Origin of the sequence: Variovorax sp. CF079 (genome assembly GCF_900101545.1) — a bacterium.
Classification (GTDB): Bacteria; Pseudomonadota; Gammaproteobacteria; order Burkholderiales; family Burkholderiaceae_C; genus Variovorax.
In genome coordinates, this window is sequence record NZ_FMZU01000010.1 from 81,248 (window position 1) to 100,384 (window position 19,137).

The 19,137-nt window shown below is 66.9% G+C and carries 20 protein-coding genes; 6 read left to right on the forward strand and 14 right to left on the reverse strand.

Annotated features, from left to right (window positions below):
• Positions 1-44 precede the first annotated feature (44 nt).
• Positions 45-563: a DUF4124 domain-containing protein gene (locus BLS74_RS14955; RefSeq protein WP_093107519.1), complete on the forward strand. Its 519-nt coding sequence runs from the start codon at positions 45-47 to the stop codon at positions 561-563.
• A 126-nt stretch (positions 564-689) separates the two neighbouring features.
• On the opposite strand, the gene BLS74_RS14965 is transcribed toward BLS74_RS14955, so the two are convergent.
• Together BLS74_RS14965 and BLS74_RS14970 are read right to left on the reverse strand one after the other, a co-directional pair.
• On the reverse strand, positions 690-1,022 hold the full coding sequence (locus BLS74_RS14965) for an RnfH family protein (RefSeq protein WP_093107521.1): 333 nt from the start codon (positions 1,020-1,022) through the stop codon (positions 690-692).
• Positions 1,022-1,468 carry a type II toxin-antitoxin system RatA family toxin gene (locus BLS74_RS14970; RefSeq protein ID WP_093107523.1) on the reverse strand — a complete coding sequence of 149 codons (447 nt, stop codon included), beginning with the start codon at positions 1,466-1,468 and terminating at the stop codon, positions 1,022-1,024. The genes BLS74_RS14965 and BLS74_RS14970 overlap by 1 nt, the downstream gene beginning before the upstream one ends.
• Before the next feature lie 62 nt (positions 1,469-1,530).
• Here BLS74_RS14970 and smpB point away from each other — a divergent pair, with 62 nt between their 5' ends.
• From smpB to BLS74_RS14995, 5 genes are all read left to right on the forward strand, one after another.
• Positions 1,531-2,007, forward strand: a complete 477-nt coding sequence (smpB, locus tag BLS74_RS14975; RefSeq protein ID WP_093107525.1) for an SsrA-binding protein SmpB — start codon at positions 1,531-1,533, stop codon at positions 2,005-2,007.
• Between the two features lie 10 nt (positions 2,008-2,017).
• Entirely contained in the window at positions 2,018-2,593 is a 576-nt protein-coding gene (locus BLS74_RS14980; RefSeq protein ID WP_093107527.1) for an LbetaH domain-containing protein, read from the forward strand.
• Positions 2,594-2,645: 52 nt separating this feature from the next.
• Positions 2,646-3,155, forward strand: a complete 510-nt coding sequence (locus BLS74_RS14985) for a sigma-70 family RNA polymerase sigma factor (protein ID WP_093107529.1) — start codon at positions 2,646-2,648, stop codon at positions 3,153-3,155.
• Between the two features lie 17 nt (positions 3,156-3,172).
• On the forward strand, positions 3,173-3,895 hold the full coding sequence (locus BLS74_RS14990) for an anti-sigma factor family protein (RefSeq protein ID WP_093107531.1): 723 nt from the start codon (positions 3,173-3,175) through the stop codon (positions 3,893-3,895).
• A 73-nt stretch (positions 3,896-3,968) separates the two neighbouring features.
• Entirely contained in the window at positions 3,969-4,358 is a 390-nt protein-coding gene (locus BLS74_RS14995; RefSeq protein WP_093107533.1) for a COG4315 family predicted lipoprotein, read from the forward strand.
• Positions 4,359-4,361: 3 nt separating this feature from the next.
• On the opposite strand, the gene BLS74_RS15000 is transcribed toward BLS74_RS14995, so the two are convergent.
• The 12 genes from BLS74_RS15000 to yejB form a co-directional block, all read right to left on the reverse strand.
• Positions 4,362-4,790 (reverse strand): YXWGXW repeat-containing protein, encoded by a 429-nt coding sequence (locus BLS74_RS15000; RefSeq protein ID WP_093107535.1) that lies wholly within the window; start codon positions 4,788-4,790, stop codon positions 4,362-4,364.
• Between the two features lie 71 nt (positions 4,791-4,861).
• Positions 4,862-5,731, reverse strand: coding sequence for a DMT family transporter (locus BLS74_RS15005; protein ID WP_170855608.1), 870 nt, complete (start codon positions 5,729-5,731; stop codon positions 4,862-4,864).
• A gap of 34 nt (positions 5,732-5,765) precedes the next feature.
• Positions 5,766-7,598 carry a translational GTPase TypA gene (typA, locus tag BLS74_RS15010; protein ID WP_093107539.1) on the reverse strand — a complete coding sequence of 611 codons (1,833 nt, stop codon included), beginning with the start codon at positions 7,596-7,598 and terminating at the stop codon, positions 5,766-5,768.
• Complete coding sequence (gene truB / locus BLS74_RS15015; protein ID WP_093107541.1) at positions 7,595-8,614, reverse strand: tRNA pseudouridine(55) synthase TruB; 1,020 nt, start codon at positions 8,612-8,614, stop codon at positions 7,595-7,597. The genes typA and truB overlap by 4 nt, the downstream gene beginning before the upstream one ends.
• Before the next feature lie 2 nt (positions 8,615-8,616).
• Positions 8,617-8,988, reverse strand: a complete 372-nt coding sequence (rbfA, locus tag BLS74_RS15020; RefSeq protein ID WP_093107543.1) for a 30S ribosome-binding factor RbfA — start codon at positions 8,986-8,988, stop codon at positions 8,617-8,619.
• Between the two features lie 21 nt (positions 8,989-9,009).
• The gene (gene infB / locus BLS74_RS15025) at positions 9,010-11,925 is read right to left on the reverse strand and encodes a translation initiation factor IF-2 (protein WP_093107545.1); all 2,916 of its coding nucleotides are present in this window, start codon (positions 11,923-11,925) and stop codon (positions 9,010-9,012) included.
• Between the two features lie 24 nt (positions 11,926-11,949).
• Positions 11,950-13,434: a transcription termination factor NusA gene (gene nusA / locus BLS74_RS15030; protein ID WP_093107547.1), complete on the reverse strand. Its 1,485-nt coding sequence runs from the start codon at positions 13,432-13,434 to the stop codon at positions 11,950-11,952.
• A gap of 17 nt (positions 13,435-13,451) precedes the next feature.
• Positions 13,452-14,060 (reverse strand): ribosome maturation factor RimP, encoded by a 609-nt coding sequence (gene rimP / locus BLS74_RS15035; protein ID WP_093107549.1) that lies wholly within the window; start codon positions 14,058-14,060, stop codon positions 13,452-13,454.
• A gap of 161 nt (positions 14,061-14,221) precedes the next feature.
• Entirely contained in the window at positions 14,222-15,427 is a 1,206-nt protein-coding gene (locus BLS74_RS15040) for a YbfB/YjiJ family MFS transporter (protein WP_093107551.1), read from the reverse strand.
• Between the two features lie 20 nt (positions 15,428-15,447).
• Positions 15,448-17,070, reverse strand: a complete 1,623-nt coding sequence (locus BLS74_RS15045; protein WP_093107553.1) for an ABC transporter ATP-binding protein — start codon at positions 17,068-17,070, stop codon at positions 15,448-15,450.
• Positions 17,067-18,110, reverse strand: a complete 1,044-nt coding sequence (locus BLS74_RS15050; protein ID WP_093107555.1) for an ABC transporter permease — start codon at positions 18,108-18,110, stop codon at positions 17,067-17,069. Before BLS74_RS15050 ends, BLS74_RS15045 begins: the two co-directional genes overlap by 4 nt.
• Positions 18,103-19,137 carry a microcin C ABC transporter permease YejB gene (gene yejB, locus BLS74_RS15055; RefSeq protein WP_093107557.1) on the reverse strand — a complete coding sequence of 345 codons (1,035 nt, stop codon included), beginning with the start codon at positions 19,135-19,137 and terminating at the stop codon, positions 18,103-18,105. Before yejB ends, BLS74_RS15050 begins: the two co-directional genes overlap by 8 nt.

Here is a 19,137-nt window from a genome sequence, read left to right on the forward strand (position 1 = left end):
ATCGAGTAAGTTGCAAAACGTAAGGCGGCGCTAAACTGCCGGCCATGAAAATCGCGCACTTGCTCGTACTCGGATCGGCCTGCCTGTTGCTGTCGATGGGCGCCAATGCCCAGTGGCAGTGGATCGACAAGGACAACAAGAAGGTCTTCAGCGACCAGGCCCCGCCGCCCGAGATTCCGGACAAGAACATCCTGCGCCGGCCGGGTGCGCCCTCCTCGCGGCCGAACTTCAGCCCTGCACCGGCAACTCCCGAGGCCGATGCCGCTGCTGCGCCCCGCGTTGCCGCCAGCGGCGCCAGGCCCAGCGGCGTGGACAAGGAACTCGAGGAGAAAACGCGCAAGGCCGAGGAAGCCGAAAAGGCCAAGAAGGCCGCCGAGGCTCAGAAGATCGCCCAGGCCAAGGCCGAGAACTGCCAGCGGGCGCGCCAGGCCAAGGCCACCTTCGACAGCGGCATCCGCGTGGCCCGCGTGAACGCCCAGGGCGAGCGCGAGATCATGGACGACAAGGCGCGGGCCGCCGAGCAGGAGCGCCTGCAGTCGGTGATCGGCGCCGACTGCAAGTAATAGGCTCGCCCCCAGGCTTCGCGCACTTCGTGTCGCTTCGCCAACCCCCCTTCCGGGGGCAACACCAGCGGCCCGGCGAAGCCGGTTCCGCGGTGTTTCCCGCCTGATCTCCCGCACACCCCGAGCCTAGTACCCGGCCTTGCCGCCCTTGCGGCGGCGCGCGAACAGGCCCGTTCCGCGTGCGCCCTGTTTCTTGAATCGCTCGCGCCGTGCGACCTTGGGGTCCACCGTGAGCGCGCGGCAGAGCTCGATGCGGTCGAGGTCTGCCAGAGCCTGATCCCATGCCACCGCATGGCCCCAGATTCCGGGCTGCATCGCCTGCCAGTCGAGCTGCGGGAATTGAAGCGGCAGATGGCTCGCGCGCACGGCATCGCGCACTGTCGCGCCTTCGGCCACGCCCAGCACCTCTTCGAACACCTCGCGCGGCGCCGGCGAGTACGCCACGGTCACCTGCAGCATCAGATCTTGTCGTAGATGTGCTCGGCGCGCTTGACGAAGGCCTCCACGAGGTTGGATGCGACCTTGTCGAACACCGGCCCGACCAGCGCCTGCAACGCGAAATTGCTGAAGCCGTAGCTGAGGTTGAGCTCGACGCGGCAGGCCCGCTCGCCCGCCTCGCCCACCGGGGTGAACTTCCAGACGCCGTCGAGGTTGGAGAACGGTCCGTCGACCAGCTTCAAATGGACCTCGCGGCCCGGCACATGGGTGTTGCGGGTGGTGAAGCTGTGGTGAAAACCGCTGAAAGCGAGGCCGACTTCGGCCGTCATGCCGGCGGCGTCGTGCTCGATCACCTTGGCCTTGTCGCACCAGGGGAGAAACTCGGGGTACTTCGTCACGTCAGTGACCAGGGAGTACATCTCTTCGGCGCTGTACCAGATCAGGATGGACTTGTGGACTGTTTTCATAGAATCGGCACAGCGTGCGCGACGGATTGTATTGAAGCCATGCAGCCCTCACCTGACACACCATGGCCACAAAAAAACAAGACACCTCCTCCCGGATCGCGGACAACAAGAAGGCCGCGTACAACTACTTCTTCGAAGAACGCTTCGAGGCCGGCATGGTGCTGGAGGGCTGGGAAGTCAAATCGCTGCGCGAAGGCAAGGTGCAACTGACCGACGGCTACGTCGTGATCCGCGACGGCGAGCTGTTCGTGATCGGCTGCCAGATCAACCCGCTGCGTTCGGCCTCGACGCACATCACGCCCGATTCGGTGCGCACCAAGAAGCTGCTGCTGCACAAGGAGCAGATTCGCCGCCTCGTGGGCAAGGTCGAGCAGAAAGGCTACACGCTGGTGCCGCTCAACCTGCATTGGAAAGCGGGCAAGGTGAAGTGCGAGATCGCGCTGGCCAAGGGCAAGGCCGAGCACGACAAGCGCGACACCATCAAGGACCGCGAAGGCAAGCGCGAGGTCGAGCGGGCCATGAAGAGCCGTAGCCGCTGAAGGAAGCACCATGGCGCTCCAACCCCTCGACGCCGCGCGCGTCAACCCGCTCGAAGGCGGCCCCAGTTTCTCGCTTTCCAACCGGCTGCTGCGCGCGGCCTGGAACCTGAGCTGGGCGCTGCTCGCCTCCTGGACGCCGCCGCAGATGCGCTTCTGGCGCCGCTTTCTGCTGAAACTCTTCGGCGCGCAATTGGGCGAATCCAGCGACGTGCGCGGCAGCGCGCGGGTCTGGTATCCGCCGCATCTGCACCTGGCCGATCGCGCGATGCTGGCTGAACGGGTCATTTGCTACAACATGGCGCCGATCCGGCTCGAGCGCGCCGCGCTGGTCTCGCAGGGCGCACACCTGTGCGCAGGCAGCCACGACATTTCCTCTGCGAGTTTCCAGTTGACGGCGAGCCCGATCACCATCGGCGCCGACGCCTGGATCGCGGCAGAAGCCTTCGTCGGGCCCGGTGTGGAAGTGGGCGAAGGCGCGGTGCTGGGCGCCCGCAGCGTCGCCTTCCGCTCCCTGGATCCCTGGACGGTGTACGGCGGCAACCCTGCCAAGCCGATCAAGCGGCGAGTGCTGCGCAGCGAGCACTGAATTTTTTCGGGCACGGTGGAATAAACCGCGCCCCCACGGCGTTAGTGCAGCGATGGATTCACGCGCGCTCGTCGACCACATCCCCAGCCTCAGGCGCTATGCGCGCGCGCTGACGGGAGACGCCTGGGCCGCGGACGACCTGGTGCAGGACACGCTGGAGCGCGCCTGCAGCAAGTGGCGCTTGTGGATCGTGGGCAGCGATCTGCGGGCTTGGCTCTTCACGCTCATGCACAACGTGTTCGCGAGCCAGGTGCGGCGCGCACCGCCGCGCGCCACGGTGGACATCGATGATGTGGCGCATGAATTGAGCAGTGGCGACGGCCATCGCGACCGGACCATCGACCTGCAGCGCTGCCTGATGCGCCTGCCCGAGGAGCAGCGCGCCGTGCTGCTGCTGGTGGCGCTCGAAGACCTCTCCTACGCGCAGGTCGCCAGGATTCTGGATGTCCCCGTGGGCACCGTCATGTCGCGCCTCTCGCGGGCCCGGGTCCGGCTTCAGGACCTGATGGAAGGGACCGAGTCGCCGGCATCGGGCCGCCCCGGTCTGCGCCGCCTCAAGTAGCCCGCATCTCATCCGCCATGAACAGCCCCACGCCGCCTCCCGACACCGACCAGCTCGCCTGGCGAGCCCAGCGCGACGCGCTGCGCGAACTGCATCGCGAAGTGCTCGACGAACCCGTTCCCAAAGCGCTGCTGGCGGCGGCCCGGCATCTAGATGATCGCCGGGCCCGACAGGCGCGCTGGATGCGCTGGGGCGGGATGGCTGCGGGCGTGCTGATCGCCTTCGCCGCCGGCTGGGTCGGCAACCACCAATGGTCGGCGTCGCAGCAGACCGGCGCCGCGCTGGCCCGCGCGCCGGCCACGCGCGAGTTCGTGCATGCCGCCTCGGTGGCGCATGCGGTCTATGCGCCCGAGAAGCGGCATCCGGTCGAAGTGGTCGCTGCCGAGCAGCAGCACCTCGTCCAGTGGCTCTCCAGGCGGCTCGACAAGCCGCTCAAGGTGCCGGATCTGTCGGCCGAGGGCTACGCGCTCGTGGGCGGCCGTCTGCTGCCGGGCAGCGAGGGGGCAAGGGCACAGTTCATGTTCGAGCGCGCCGACGGCGAGCGCGTGACCCTCTACATCGGCAGCCTGGGCAGCGCCGCCGGGCCGGCACAGGCGGGCGAAACGGCGTTCCGCTACTCGACGGACAGTCCGGTGCCGAGCTTCTATTGGGTCGATCGCGGTTTCGGCTATGCATTGGCGGGCAAGCTGCCGCGCGATGCGCTGCTGGGCCTCGCCGGCGTGGTCTACCGTCAACTATGAACAAAAGGCCCGGGCGCTAGACTGCCCCGGCCGTATCGGCTTTTGCGATTTTTTAACCGAAGGAGAAAACTTGATGAAACTGCTCAGCGCTTCGATTCTTGCGGCCGCCCTGCTCGCCGGATGCGGCAGCATGTCCAGGACCGCATCGGCGCCGGACACCCCGACCCGTACCGCCGATGGCGTGCTGGTCGGCCCCACCGGCATGACGCTCTACACCTTCGATCGCGATACCGCCGGCAGCGGCAAGTCCACCTGCAACGGACCCTGCGCCACCAACTGGCCGCCGCTGATGGCGGCCGACACAGCCAAGCCGATGGCCGCCTACACCATCGTCGTGCGCGACGACGGCAAGAAGCAATGGGCCTACAAGGGCTGGCCGCTCTACTACTGGGTCAAGGACACCAAGGCCGGCGACAAGACCGGCGATGGCGTCAACAACGTCTGGAAGGTGGCGCGCCCCTGAGGCTCAGCAGCGGCCCTTCTTGGCCTGTCCCGGCGGGCAGTGATGGCCGCCGGGGCCGTGATCGTCATGCCGGCCATGACGTTCATAGCGATCGTCGTCGTGGTCGCGGTGCTTGCCGCCCTTGCTCTTCCAGTTGGGTTCGACCCAGCGCCAGCCGCCGTCGGCGCGCACCCAGCGGCCCGGCGCATAGACATGGTCGGGGCGCGCCGGCTCCCAGTAGCCCTGGCGCCAGCCATACGCGTCCTGGTGGTATTGCCAATGGCCGGCCACCCAGACGTAGCCGACGCGTGGCGCCGGCACGCGCTCGAAGCGAGGCGCCGGCGGCGCCACGGCAATGAGGCCCGGCACATGGATGTTGACCGACACCTGGGCCGCGGCGCCCAAGGATGCCGTAGCCAGCGCACCGGCCAGCAGGAACGTGGAAAGTCGCATCGATATCTCCCTCTTGAAATGGAAGTCAAACGGTCCTGGGTTTGCACCGGACATCGGTAGAAGTCCCAAGTCTAGTGGGTCCACGGCAAGGGTATAGCGGCCGCGCGGCGGTCACGCAGCCCGAGCAGTTCGTTGAACACCAATGCGCCGATCACGAGCGCACCGCCTGTCAGCACGCTCGGCGCCGGCTCCTCGCCGGCCCCAATCCAGGCCAGCGCGATGCCGAAGACGATTTCCAGCAGCGCGAGCAGCGCCACCTCGGGCGCCTTCAGGATGCGCGCGCAGACCACCGACAGCGCACACGGGATCGCGAGCTGGAACAAGCCAAGGAAGGCGAGCAGGCCCAGGTCGTGCGCATTGGCCTGGAGCGGCCAGGCCAGCGGCAGCGTGACCAGCGACGAGACCGCGGCGCCGAGCAGCACCGAGGGGACCAGGTCGATGTCGCGGCCCTTGGCATGCGCATGCTGAACCACGGTCCAGTTGCAGGCGCCGGCCAGCGGCACGCAGAGCGCCACCAGCGTGCCGGCCAGCAGGCCGTCGCCGAGCTGGGTGCCGTACATCCAGCCGATGCCCAGGCCCGCCACCACGATGGCGGCCCAGGTGCGCGCCGCAAGCCGGTGGCCGATGAAGACCCGCGCCGCGAGCGCGGTGAAGAGCGGCCCCAGAGCCATGGTCACCAGCACGTTGGCCACGCTGGTCAGCGTGAGCGCCACCATGAAGGCGGTGAACATCACGCACCAGCAGACGCCCGAGATCCACAACGCGCGGCCGCCGTCGCGGATCTTCGAGAACACTGCGCGTCCCTGCCAGAGCGGCAGGATCACGAGCAGGGCCAGCAGCGTGAAGAAGCTGCGCCAGAAGGTGATCTCGAAGCTGCGCGCCTGTTCGAGGTGGCGCGTGACCACGCCCGCCGTCGCCCACATGAGGGTCACGGCGACCATCAGCCAGACCGCGCGGCCGTGAGACAGCGCGGCTCTAGACTGTGTCGCGGCTGGCGCGCTTGCGCTCATGTTCCTTCAGGAAGCGCTTGCGCAGGCGCACGCTCTTGGGCGTGATCTCGACCAGTTCGTCGTCCTCGATGAATTCCACGCCGTATTCGAGCGTGAGGTCGATCGGCGGCGTGATCTTGATCGCGTCTTCCTTGCCCGAGACGCGGAAGTTGGTGAGCTGCTTGGTGCGCGTGGCATTGACCACCAGGTCGTTGTCGCGGCTGTGGATGCCGACGATCATGCCTTCGTAAACCGGGTCGTTCGCCCGCACGAACATGCGGCCGCGATCGTCCAGCTTGCCCAGCGCGTAGGTGAAGATCTCGCCGTCGTCCATGGAAATCAGCACGCCGTTCTTGCGGCTGCCGATGTCGCCCTTGTGCGCCTCGTAGCTGTCGAAGATGTTGGAGATCAGGCCCGAGCCGCGCGTCAGGTTCAGGAACTCGTTGGTGAAGCCGATCAGGCCCCGCGCCGGAATGCGGTACTCCAGGCGCACGCGCCCGCGGCCGTCCGGCTCCATGTTGACCAGCTCGCCCTTGCGCTCGCCCAGCGCCTGCATCACGCCGCCCTGGTGCTGGTCTTCGATGTCGGCGGTCACCAGTTCGATCGGCTCGTGCTTGACGCCATCGACGTCGCGGAACACCACACGCGGCTTGGACACAGCCAGTTCGTAGCCTTCGCGGCGCATGTTTTCCAGCAGGATGGTCAGGTGGAGTTCGCCGCGGCCCATCACTTCGAAGATGCCCTCCTCGTCGGTTTCCTTGACGCGCAGCGCCACGTTGTGCTGCAGCTCCTTCTGCAGGCGGTCCCAGATCTGGCGGCTGGTGACGAACTTGCCTTCGCGGCCGGCCAGCGGGCTGGTGTTGACGCAGAAGTTCATCGTCAGCGTCGGCTCGTCGACCCTGAGCATGGGCAGCGGCGCCGGATTCACCGGGTCGGTAACGGTCACGCCGATGCCGATGTCGGCAATGCCGTTGATCAGCACGATCTCGCCCGGGCCGGCTTCGGTGGCCTGCACGCGTTCCAGGCCCTGGAAAGTCAGCACCTGGTTGACGCGGCCTTTGACGGACTTGCCGTCCGGACCTTCCATCACGACCACGTCCATCATGGGCTTGATGGTGCCGGCGTTGATGCGACCGACGCCGATGCGGCCCACGAAGGTCGAGAAGTCGAGCGCGGAGATCTGCAGCTGCAGCGGCGCGGCGGGATCTCCCGCATGGGCCGGCACGTGCTTGAGGATGGTGTCGAACAGGGCCGACATGTCGGGGCCCCACTGCTCGCCGTGTTCGCCCTCTTCCAGCGACGACCAGCCGTTGATGCCCGAGGCGTAGACCACGGGGAAATCGAGCTGTTCATCCGTCGCGCCGAGCTTGTCGAACAGGTCGAAGGCGGCGTTGACCACATAGTCGGGGCGCGCGCCGGGCTTGTCGACCTTGTTCACCACCAGGATGGGCTTCAGACCCAGGGCCAGGGCCTTCTTGGTCACGAAGCGGGTCTGGGGCATGGGGCCTTCCTGGGCGTCGATCAGCAGCACCACGCCATCCACCATGCTGAGCGCACGCTCCACCTCGCCGCCGAAGTCGGCGTGGCCGGGGGTGTCGACGATGTTGATGTGCGTGCCCTTCCAGGTCACGGCGCAGTTCTTGGCCAGGATCGTGATGCCACGCTCCTTTTCGATGGCGTTGTTGTCCATCACGGTGTCGACCACTTTCTCGTGTTCGGCGAAGGTGCCGGACTGGCGCAGCAGTTGGTCGACCATGGTGGTCTTGCCATGGTCCACGTGGGCGATGATGGCGATGTTGCGAATCTGGTTGGTGCTCATGGTGTCGCTTCGGTCAAAAGTGTCTGCTGGATTTCGATGGGGTTCAGCAAGCGCCCCGGGATCAGTTCGCCGGCCGTGACGTGCGCCGTGCCGAGGAATGCTCTTTCATCCGTTCGGGCTGAGCTTGTCGACGCCTGCGCCGGCCCTTCGACAAGCTCAGGGCGAACGGGGGTGTGCGACGGCGCGGGCCCGAAGACGGCGACCTCCGCTGCGTCGGGCCAGTCGCCGCGACGGCGCAGGCCCGAAAGAAAGCGTGCCGCATCTTCGGCGCCGAGCGTGACGCTCGTGTGGCCGGCCACCAGGGCTTCGGTCGGCAGCAGCCGCGCCAGGCGCTCTTGCTCGCCCATGGCTTCCAGCGCTTCCAGCGTCACGCATTGCGAGACTTCGAAGCCGCCGGTGGCGATGCGGCGCAAGGCGGTGAGATGGGCGCCGCAACCGAGCGCTTCGCCGATGTCTTCGCCGAGCGTGCGGATGTAGGTGCCCTTGCTCACGGTTGCGAGGATGCGGATCTGGTCGTCTTCCACGCGGCCGAGCGCCAGCTTGTGGATCGTCACGTCGCGTGCGGCGCGCTCGACCTCGATGCCATCGCGTGCGTATTCGTAGAGCGCCTTGCCGTCCTTCTTGAGCGCGCTGTGCATCGGCGGCACCTGGCGGATCGGACCGGTGAATTGCGCTTCGACGCGCACCAGGTCCTCGGCCGTCACGGCCACGGGACGCTCGGCGATCACCCCGCCTTCGGCATCGCCCGTGGAGGTCTTGATGCCGAGCCGCGCGGTCGCCTCATAGGTCTTGTCGGCATCGAGATGCAGCTGGCTGAACTTGGTCGCCGCGCCGAAGCACAGCGGCAGCACGCCGCTCGCGAGCGGATCGAGGGTGCCCGTGTGGCCTGCCTTTTCGGCGCGCAGCAGCCATTTGGCCTTCTGCAAGGCCTGGTTGCTGGAAAGACCCAGCGGCTTGTCGAGCAGCAGCACCCCGTGCACAGGGCGCCTCTGCACCCGTGTGCGTGGCGCGTTCATCTTCAGTCGTCTTTGGAACGTGAAGCGACGGCCTGCGCAATCAGCGCATTCATGTCGGCGGCGCGCTCGGTCGTGCGGTCGAACTGGAAATGCAGCGTGGGCACGGTGTGGATGTGCAGGCGCTTGAAGAGGCCGTTGCGCAGGAAGCCCGCGGCCTGGTTCAGCGCTTCGGTGGTTTCCACCGGGTCGCCGACGAGCAGGCTGAAGAAGACCTTCGCATGCGCGTAGTCGGGCGTGACCTCGACCGCCTGGATCGTGACCATGCCCACCCGCGGATCCTTCAACTCGCGCGCGATCAACTCCGTCAGATCGCGCTGGATCTGATCGGCGACCTTGAAGGCGCGGTTTGGGGCAGCGGCTTTTCTCTTGGGCATGGCCAGGGTCGCATCGGGCGCTTACAGCGTCCGGGCGATTTCCTTGATCTCGAAGAACTCCAGCTGATCACCTTCCTTGATGTCGTTGTAGTTCTTGAGCTTGATACCGCACTCGAAGCCTTCGCGCACTTCGCGCACGTCGTCCTTCAGGCGCTTGATCGAGTCGATCTCGCCGGTGTAGACGACCACGTTGTCGCGCAGCAGGCGGAAATGCGCGCTGCGGTTGACCGAACCCGCGGTGACCATACAGCCCGCGACCGTACCGATCTTGGACGCCACGAAGACGGTGCGGATCTCGGCCGAGCCGATGACCTCTTCGCGCCGCTCCGGTGCCAGCATGCCGGCCATCGCCGTCTTCAGCTCGTCGACAGCGTCATAGATGATGCTGTAGTAGCTGATGCCGACGTTGTTGCCTTCGGCCAGCTTGCGCGCACCGGCATCGGCGCGCACGTTGAAGCCGATGACCATGGCCTTGGAGGCGATCGCGAGGTTGATGTCCGACTCGCTGATGCCGCCCACCGCGGCGTACACGACCTGCACCTTGACCTCGTCGTTCGAGAGCTTGAGCAGGGACTGCGCGAGCGCTTCCTGCGAACCCTGCACGTCGGCCTTGATGATGATCGGCACCATCTTGACTTCGCCGGCGCTCAGGTCCGAGAACATGTTCTCGAACTTGGCAGCCTGCTGCTTGGCCAGCTTGGTGTTGCGGAACTTGCCCGCACGGTAGGTCGCGATCTCGCGCGCGCGGCGCTCATCGCCCATCACCATGAACTCGTCGCCGGCCTGCGGCACTTCGGTCAGACCCTGGATCTCGACCGGGATCGAGGGGCCGGCCGTCTTGATGGTCTTGCCGTCCTCGTCGAGCATGGCGCGCACGCGGCCAAAGGTCGAGCCGGCCAGCACCACGTCGCCGGTCTTGAGCGTGCCGGACTGCACCAGCACGGTGGCGACCGGGCCGCGGCCCTTGTCGAGCTGCGCTTCGATGACCAGGCCCTTGGCCGCGGCATCCACCGGCGCCTTGAGTTCCAGCACTTCGGCCTGCAGCAGCACCTGTTCGAGCAGGTTGTCGACGCCCTGCCCGGTCTTGGCGGAGACCGGGACGAAGGGCGTATCGCCGCCGTACTCTTCGGGCACCACTTCCTCGGCCACCAGCTCCTGCTTGACGCGCTCGAGGTTGGCATCGGCCTTGTCGATCTTGTTGATCGCGACCACGATCGGCACACCCGCCGCTTTCGCGTGCTTGATGGCTTCCTTGGTCTGGGGCATGACGCCGTCGTCCGCCGCCACCACCAGGATCACGATGTCGGTGGCCTGCGCACCGCGGGCACGCATGGCGGTGAAGGCCTCGTGGCCCGGGGTGTCGAGGAAGGACACCATGCCACGCTCCGTCTGGACGTGGTAGGCACCGATGTGCTGCGTGATGCCGCCGGCTTCCCCCGCGGCGACCTTGGCGCGGCGGATGTAGTCGAGCAGCGAGGTCTTGCCATGGTCGACGTGGCCCATGACGGTCACGACCGGTGCGCGCGGCAGCGCTTCGGCGTTCTGCGCAGACACGTCCTCGTCGGTGAAGGCTTCCGGATCGTCCAGCGCGGCGACCACCGCGGTATGGCCCATGTCCTCCACGATGATCATCGCGGTGTCCTGGTCCAGCGACTGGTTGATGGTCGCCATCTGGCCGAGCTTCATCAGTTGCTTGATGACTTCCGACGCCTTGACGGCCATCTTGTGCGCGAGTTCCGAGACCGTGATGGTTTCGGGCACGTGCACTTCGAGCACGCGCGCCTCCACCGGCGCGGCCTGCACGCGTTCTTCCTGGCCTCCGCGGTCGTTGCCGCGGCGCCCGCGCGGGCCCCCGCGCCAGTTGCCGCGGCCGACACCGCCGCTGGCATCGCCGCGGGTCTTGATTTCCTTCTTCTTGGCCGTGTCGCCGGCCCAGCTCGACGAGAGCTTGGCCGACTTGACTTCCTTGCCGGCGCCGGCGGCGCCGGGTGCCGTCGTGCCGGGCGCAGCCGGCGCCGCCGTGCGGGCGGCGGGCGTGGCCGGCTTGTGCAGCGTTCCCTTGACCGCGGCCTTGGCTTCAGGCGCAGGCTTTTCGGGTGCCTTGTGCGGCACCAGCACGCGCGCCGGTGCATTCATCATGGCGCGGATGGCTTCCGCCTCGGCCAGGGCCTTGCGGCGGCGCTCGTCGAGGTCCTTGGCGCGCACGGCTTCCTCGTCGGCACGGGCCTTCGATTCGGCAGCCGCCTTGGCCTTGGCGTCTTCCTTGACCTGGGCGGCGGCAGCCTCGGCAGCGGCCTTGCGGTTGCTCACCGCCGGTGCTTCCTCGGGCGCTTCGGGCGCACCTTCGGTCACGGTGGCGGGCTTCTCCGCGGCCTTCTTGCTGCGGGCAGCCTTGGCTTCCTGCTCGGCCTGTTCGGCGCGCTCGATCTTTTCGCGTTCGCGCGCTTCGGTTTCCTCGCGCAGGCGACGCTTCTCGACCAGTTCTTCTTCCTGGCGGCGGATCAGTTCGGCCTGGCGGCGCGCTTCCTCCTCGCGGCGTGCGAGTTCGGCTTCGTCGATGCGCGGCGCGGCGGGCGCGGCGGCGGCCGGCGCCTCGGCCGGCTGCTGCGCCGGCTCGGGCGTGGCCGGGTGGCCCTCGTCGCGCTGGATGAAGGTGCGCTTCTTGCGCACCTCGACCTGGATCGTGCGCGCGCGGCCGGTGGCGTCGGCCTGCTTGATCTCGCTGGTCGACTTCTTGGTCAGCGTGATCTTCTTGCGCTCGGGCTCGACCGTGCCGTGGCTGGCCTTCAGGAAGCCGAGCAGGCGCTGCTTGTCGGCCTCGGTGAGCGCGTCGGTCGGGGCGGCCTTGGCCACCCCCGCGCTCTTGAGCTGGTCAAGCAGGATTTCGGGAGTCTTCTTGAGCTCGTTCGCGAACTCGGCGACAGTGGTACTGGACATATTGGTTTCGTGCCTCCATGACCGTCACTCTTGGCCTGCGAACCAGTGTTCGCGGGCTTTCAAGATCAGGTGCTTGGCGTCATCGGCGCTCTGGCCGGTGATCTCGGTGAGTTCATCGACCGCAAGGTCGGCCAGGTCGTCGCGGGTGTGCACACCCGCCTCGGCCAGTTTCGGAATGAGTTCAGGATCGAGTCCTTCGAGGTCGCGCAAATTCTGCGAGACGCTCTCGACGTTCTCTTCCCTGGCGATTTCCATCGTGAGGAGCGCATCCTTGGCGCGCGAGCGCAGCTCGTTGATCGTGTCCTCGTCGAAGCTCTCGATCTCGAGCAGCTCGGAAATCGGCACGTAGGCCACTTCTTCCAGGCTGGTGAAGCCCTCGGAAATCAGGATGTCGGCGATTTCCTCGTCGACGTCGAGCTTCTCCATGAAGAGCTTGCGGCTGGCGTCGGTTTCGCTCGCCTGCTTCTGGGCCGACTCGTTGGCGTCCATGATGTTGATCTTCCAGCCGGTCAGGTCGGAGGCAAGCCTCACGTTCTGGCCGCCGCGGCCGATCGCGATCGCGAGGTTTTCCTCGTCGACCACCACGTCCATCGCATGCTTTTCCTCGTCGACCACGATCGACGACACGTTGGCCGGCGCGAGCGCGCCGATCACGAACTGGGCCGGGTCTTCGCTCCACAGCACGATGTCGACGCGTTCGCCGGCAAGCTCGTTGGTGACCGCGTTGACGCGCGTGCCGCGCACGCCGACGCAGGTGCCGATGGGGTCGACCCGCTTGTCGTGCGAGAGCACGGCGATCTTGGCGCGCGATCCGGGGTCGCGGGCGCAGCTCTTGATCTCGAGCAGGCCTTGCTCGATCTCGGGCACTTCCTGGCGGAACAGCTCGATCATGAACTCGGGCGCCGCGCGCGACAGGATGATCGGCGCGCCGCGCAGCGTGAGGTCGACCTCCATGATCATGGCCCGCACGCGATCGCCGTTGCGCAGGTTTTCCTTGGCGATCATCTCGCTGCGGCGCAGCCGCCCTTCGACGCGGCCGGCCTCGACGATGATGTCGCCCTTGTCCAGCCGCTTGACGGTGCCGGTGAAGATCTTCTCGCCGCGCGACATGAAGTCGTTGAGCAGCATTTCGCGCTCGGCGTCACGGATCTTCTGCAGGATCACCTGCTTGGCCGCCATCGCGCCGATGCGGCCGATCGGCACCGATTCCACCGATTCCTCGATGTACTCGTCGACCTCGATGTCGGGCATCTCTTCCTTGGCTTCGAACAGCAGGATTTCCTGGTCGGGCAGCTGCAAGCCGGCCTCGTCGGGCACCACGTGCCAGCGGCGGAAGGTCTCATAGTCGCCGCTGTCGCGATCGACCGCGACGCGGATGTCCACGTCGCCCTGGTAGAGCTTCTTGGTGGCTTGCGCCAGGGCAGACTCGACCGCGCCGAAAACCACGTCGCGTTCGACGTTCTTCTCGCGCGAGATCGCATCCACCAACATCAACATTTCGCGATTCATGCCACCACTCTCCTTGTTCATTCCGACACCGTCGTGTCGGGTTTGGGCCTGCGCCCCTTGAAATCCACTATCGGCGCAAGCCGCGCCTCGCGCAGCTCGTCCAATGCAAAACCCAGCGCCTGCAGGGGTGCAGGCGCGCGCTTCTTGCTGATCTTCTGACCGGGCTTCGGCTCAGGTGCATCGCTCCAGACGATCTGCCACCCCTGCGAGCCATCGGCCCCTGCGACCCGCTCCAGCGTGCCGCGAAACTTCTTGCGATTGGCCGCCACCTGGCCGGCCGCCGCCGCGCCCATGGGCGCCTTCAGCGTGATGTCGATCACCTCGCCTGCGAAACGTTCGAAATCCTGCTCATTGCGCAGCGGTCGGTCAATACCCGGCGAGGACACCTCGAGCCGCTTGTAGTCGACGCCGTCCACCTCGAGCGCGAACTGCAGCTGGCGGGTGACCTTCTCGCAGTCTTCGACGGTGACGAAAGGCTCCGGCGCACCGGCTGCAGTCTCAGAAATGGGGCCGCTCCAGGGCAAATCAATCGTCACGCGCAGCAGTCCTCCAGCCGAGCGTTCGATCTCGACCAGGTCGTAGCCGAGCCCGGCCACGGTTTGTTCCACTGTCTGCTGCAATGCCACGTGTCTTTATGCGCCTTCTGGTGTGCCCCCGATGCCGCCCCCCGCCTGCCTGCCTGCGGCATCGAGAAATGCTTCGACCAATAAAAAACGGGCGGTGAGTACCCGCCCGTTTGGTCGTGAGCCTCGAATTATATGCCAAACACGTGTAAGAACGTCGGTTTCTAGGTGGTCAAAGCGCCTTCCGGCCGCTGCGACCGCCACCAGACCAGCGCAAAAAGCAAGGCACCAACCGCCAGCACCGCCGCAGCCACCAAAAGCGGCACCGTGAACGAGCCGGTGCGCTGCGCCAGCGGCGCCGCAAACAGAGGCCCGAGGATCTGGCCGACGCCGTAGGAAGCCGTTGCATAGCCGATCAGCCCGGCCGCGGCGTTGCCGCGCAGCCGCCGCGCATCCCGCATCGCGAACAGGGTGATGGTGGTGAAAGGCATACCCAGCAGCAGGCTGCCCAGGGTGAAGCCGATGATGGTGGGCCAGGCTACGGAAAGCACGACGCCCAGCGCCTGCAGCGCATAGGCGATCGCCAGCAGCAGCCGGTTGTCCCAGTGGACCGGCGCCCGCGCACCGATCAGGGCGCCCGGAACGATCGCCAGGCCGAACAGGGGCCAGAAAAAATCGGGCCAGGGCGAGCCCGGCAAGGCCTGGCGCGCGATCACCGGGAGGAAGGTCGCCGTGATGATGTAACCGAAGCCCGCCAGGCCGTAGAGCCCGACCAGCCAGCGCGCATCGTTGCGCGCGGCGGCCGATTCAGCCTCACTCGGTGCCGCGGCGGTGGCGGCCGGCGACGCTGCGTGCGCGCTTTCGCCGTCGCTGAAGATGCGCCAGATCACGGCGATCAAGACCAGCGACAGCAGGCCCAAGCCAATCCAGCCGGCCTCCGAGCCCCAGCGCCCCACTGCGCCGCCCACCAGACCGGTGACCGCAATGCCGACGCCCGGCCCGGCGTAGATCACGCCCTGCAGCGTCGGGGCGCCCGTTTCCGCCAGCCTCCGCAGGCCCCAGCCGGAGGCGAAGACGAAGGTCCAGGCGCTCATAACGCCGGCCGCCGTCCGCAGCACGCCCCAGACGCTGAAGTTGTCCCACAGGCCCATGCCGAGCAGCAGCGCCGCGGTGGCGACCAGCGCTCCGCGGACCATCGTGGCCGGCTTGAGCCGGATCGCCGCGCAGGACAGCGCGCCGACGAAGTAGCCGAGGTAGTTGAGCGAAGCCAGCACCCCACCCGCCTGCAGATCCAGCTTGCCCTCGTGCAGCATGATCGGCAGCATGGGCGTGAAGGCGAAGCGGCCCAGCCCCATCGCCACCGCCAGGCTCACCATGCAGGCGAGCGCTGCGCGCCAGGCGCCGCGCCGGTCGCTTCCGATCGCCGACATTTCGTGCTCTCCGTCTTTCTCTAATCTGCCAGCGCTGCAGCGACCAGCTTCTGCGTGTAGGGATGTTCGGGCGCATCGAGCACGCGCTCGACGCCGCCCGATTCGAGGATCGCACCGTCCTTCATCACGATGACCTGGTGCGCCATCGCGCGGATCACCTCGACGTCGTGCGTGATCAGCAGATAGCTCAAGCCGCGCTCACGCTGCAGTCGCTGCAGCAGACCCAGCACCTGTTTCTGGATCGTGACATCGAGCGCGCTGGTGGGCTCGTCGAGCACCAGCAGCTTCGGGTCGACGATCAGCGCCCGCGCGATCGCCAGACGCTGGCGCTGTCCGCCCGAGAACTCGTGCGGATAGCGGTCGAGCAGCGAGGGGAACTGCGCCTCGCTCAGGCCCACGTCGGCCAGCGCGGCCAGTGCGCGCGTGCGCCGGGCCGCGGTGTCGAGGCCTGGCGCGTGCACCGTCAGGCCTTCACCGACGATCTGTTCGACCGTCATGCGCGGGGAGAGCGACGAGAACGGATCCTGGAACACGACCTGCATCTGGCGGCGCAGCGCGCGGTCGCTCGCGCCGCCGGCATTCCAGCGCTGGCCGGCAACGCCGAGGCTTCCGCCGTACTTGAGCAGACCGAGCGCGGCGAGCGCAAGGGTGGATTTGCCCGAGCCCGATTCGCCGACGACACCCAGCGTCTCGCCCTGCGCAATGCGGAAATCGGCGCCCTGCACCGCCACGAACTCGCCCTTGCGGAACCAGCCGGCCACCCCGGGCCGCGAGACCGGATAGCTGACGCGCAGCGCCTTGGCTTCGAGCACCGGTGGCGCACTCTTCGCCTCCGCGGGAACGGGCGGCACGTCGCGCGTCGGCCGGCTGTCGATCAGCTTGCGGGTGTAGGCATGCTGCGGCGCGCCGAACACGGTCGAAACGGCGCCCTGCTCGACGATGTGGCCGTCCTCCATGACCGCCACGCGGTCGGCGAAGCGGTGCACCAGGTTGAGGTCGTGCGTGATCAGCAGCACGGCCATGTGGTGCTTGCGCTGCAACTCGGCCAGCAGTTCGAGGATCTGCGCGCGCACCGTGACATCGAGTGCGGTGGTCGGCTCGTCGGCCAGGAGCAGGCGCGGCTTGCAGGCCAGCGCCATCGCGATCATCGCGCGCTGGCGCTGGCCGCCCGAGAGCTGGTGCGGGAACGCCCTCGCCCGCCGCGCCGGTTCCGGAATGCCGGTGTCGGCCAGCAACTGCACGGCGGCTTCCTGCGCGGCGCGCGCCGGCATGCCTTCGTGCAGCTCGAGTACCTCGGCGATCTGGTCGCCCACGGTGTAGAGCGCGTTGAGCGCGGTCATCGGCTCCTGGAAGATCATCGCGATCTCCTTGCCACGGATGCCGCGCAGTCGGGCTTCCGGCAGCGACAGCAGCTCGCGTGTTGCACCTCCGCCCTCCCCGCCGGCAAAGCTTGCGGCACCCGAGATATCGGCGTTCTGCACCAGCCGCAGCAGGCTCAGCGCCGTGACGGTCTTGCCCGAACCCGATTCGCCGACCAGCGCCAGCTTTTCGCCTTCAGCGATGGCGAAGTCGATGCCGTGCACGACCTCCTTGCCGCCGAAGGCGACGCGCAATCCGCGGACGTCCAGAAGTGGCCGGTTCATTTTTCGGCCTTCCGCGGATCGAGCGCATCGCGCAGCGCGTCGCCCATGAAGGTCAGCAGCATCAGCGTGAGCACCAGCACGCCGAAGGTGGAGAGCGAAATCCACCAGGCATCGATGTTGGCCTTGCCCTGGCTCAGCAGTTCGCCGAGCGAGGGCGTTCCCGGCGGCACGCCGAGGCCCAGGAAGTCGAGCGAGGTGAGCGCCAGGATCGCCGCGCTCATGCGAAACGGCAGGAAGGTGACGACCGGCACCATGCTGTTGGGCAGGATGTGGCGCCACATGATCTGCAGATTGCCGACGCCGAGCGCGCGTGCGGCGCGCACGTAGTCCATCTGCCGGTTGCGCAGGAACTCGGCGCGCACGTAGTCCGACAGGCCCATCCAGCCGAACAGGCTCAGGAGGATCAGCAGCAGCGCGACGCTGGGGGCGAACACGGCGCTGAAGATGATCAGCAGATACAGCTCCGGCATCGAGCCCCAGATCTCGATGAAGCGCTGGAACGCGAGGTCGGTCTTGCCGCCGAAAAAGCCCTGGATCGCGCCCGTGACGATGCCCAGCACCACGCCGATGACGGTCAGCGCCAGCGCGAACAGCACGCTCACGCGGAAGCCGTAGATCAGCTGGGCCAGCAGGTCGCGGCCGCGATCGTCGCTGCCGAAAAAGTTTTCACTGGAAGGCGCGGCCGGGTTCGGCGATTTCGCGAAGTAGTTGAGCGTCTTGGGGCCGTAGGGGTTGGGCGCGTAAATCGCCCAGTTGCCGCCTTGTGTGATGCGCTCGCGGATGAAGGGATCGAGGTAGTCGGCTGGCGTCTCGAAGTCGCCGCCGAAGGTCTTTTCGGAGTAGTCGCGCAGCACCGGGAAGTAGGTCTGCCCTTCGTAGCGCACCACCAGCGGCTTGTCGGTCGAAAGCAGTTCGGCGAACAGGCTCAGCACCACCAGGACGGTGAAGAGCACGAGGCTCCAGAAGCCGAGCTTGTTGCGCTTGAAGCGCATCCAGGCCCGGCGGCCGGGCGAAATGGTCACGGGGCTGCTGTTAGTCAAACTTCACCCTCGGATCGACCAGGACGTAGCAGAGATCGGAAATCAGCTTGGTCACCAGCCCGATCAGCGTGAAGAGATAGAGCGTGCCGAGCACGACCGGGTAGTCGCGCCGGATCACGCTCTCGTAGCTCAGGAGGCCGAGCCCGTCGAGCGAGAACAGCGTCTCGATCAGCAGCGAGCCGGTGAAGAAAGCGCCGATGAAGGCGGCCGGGAAGCCGGTGATGATCGGAATCAGTGCATTGCGAAACACGTGCTTCCACAGCACCTGGCGCTCGGCCAGGCCCTTGGCGCGCGCGGTCAGCACGTACTGCTTGCGGATTTCCTCGAGGAAGGAGTTCTTGGTCAGCATCGCTGTCACGGCAAAGCTGCCGAGCACCATCGCCGTCACGGGCAGCGCGATGTGCCACAGGTAGTCGATCGCCTTGGCGCCCCAGCTCAGGCTGTCCCAGTTGGGCGAGGTCAGGCCGCGCAGCGGGAACCACTGCAGCTGCCCGCCGAAGACCACCAGCAGCGCCACGCCGAGCACGAAGCCCGGAATGGCATAGCCGATCAGCACGATCAAGGTGGTGACGAAATCGAATCGCGAGCCGGCCCGCACGGCCTTCGCCACGCCGAGCGGGACTGCGATGAGGTAGCTGATGAAGAAGGTCCACAGACCCAGACTGATGGAGACGGGCAGCTTCTCCTTGACCAGTTCCCACACATCCTTGTGCTGGTAGAAGCTGGTGCCCAGATCGAAGCGCGCGAAGGACTTGAGCATCAGCCAGAAACGCTCGGCGGGCGGTTTGTCGAAGCCGTAGAGCTTCTTGATCTCCTCGATGCGCTTTTCGTCCAGACCTTGGCGGCCGCGGTAGCCCGCGCCGGAACTGGCTGCGCGTTCGCCGCCCGAGTCGCGGCCCTGCAGCTGCGCCACCATCTGCTCGACCGGGCCGCCCGGCACGAACTGCACCGTGACGAAGGTCAGCAGCAGCACGCCGAAGAGCGTGGGCACCATCAGCAGCAGGCGTTTGAGGATGTAGCTGGCCAT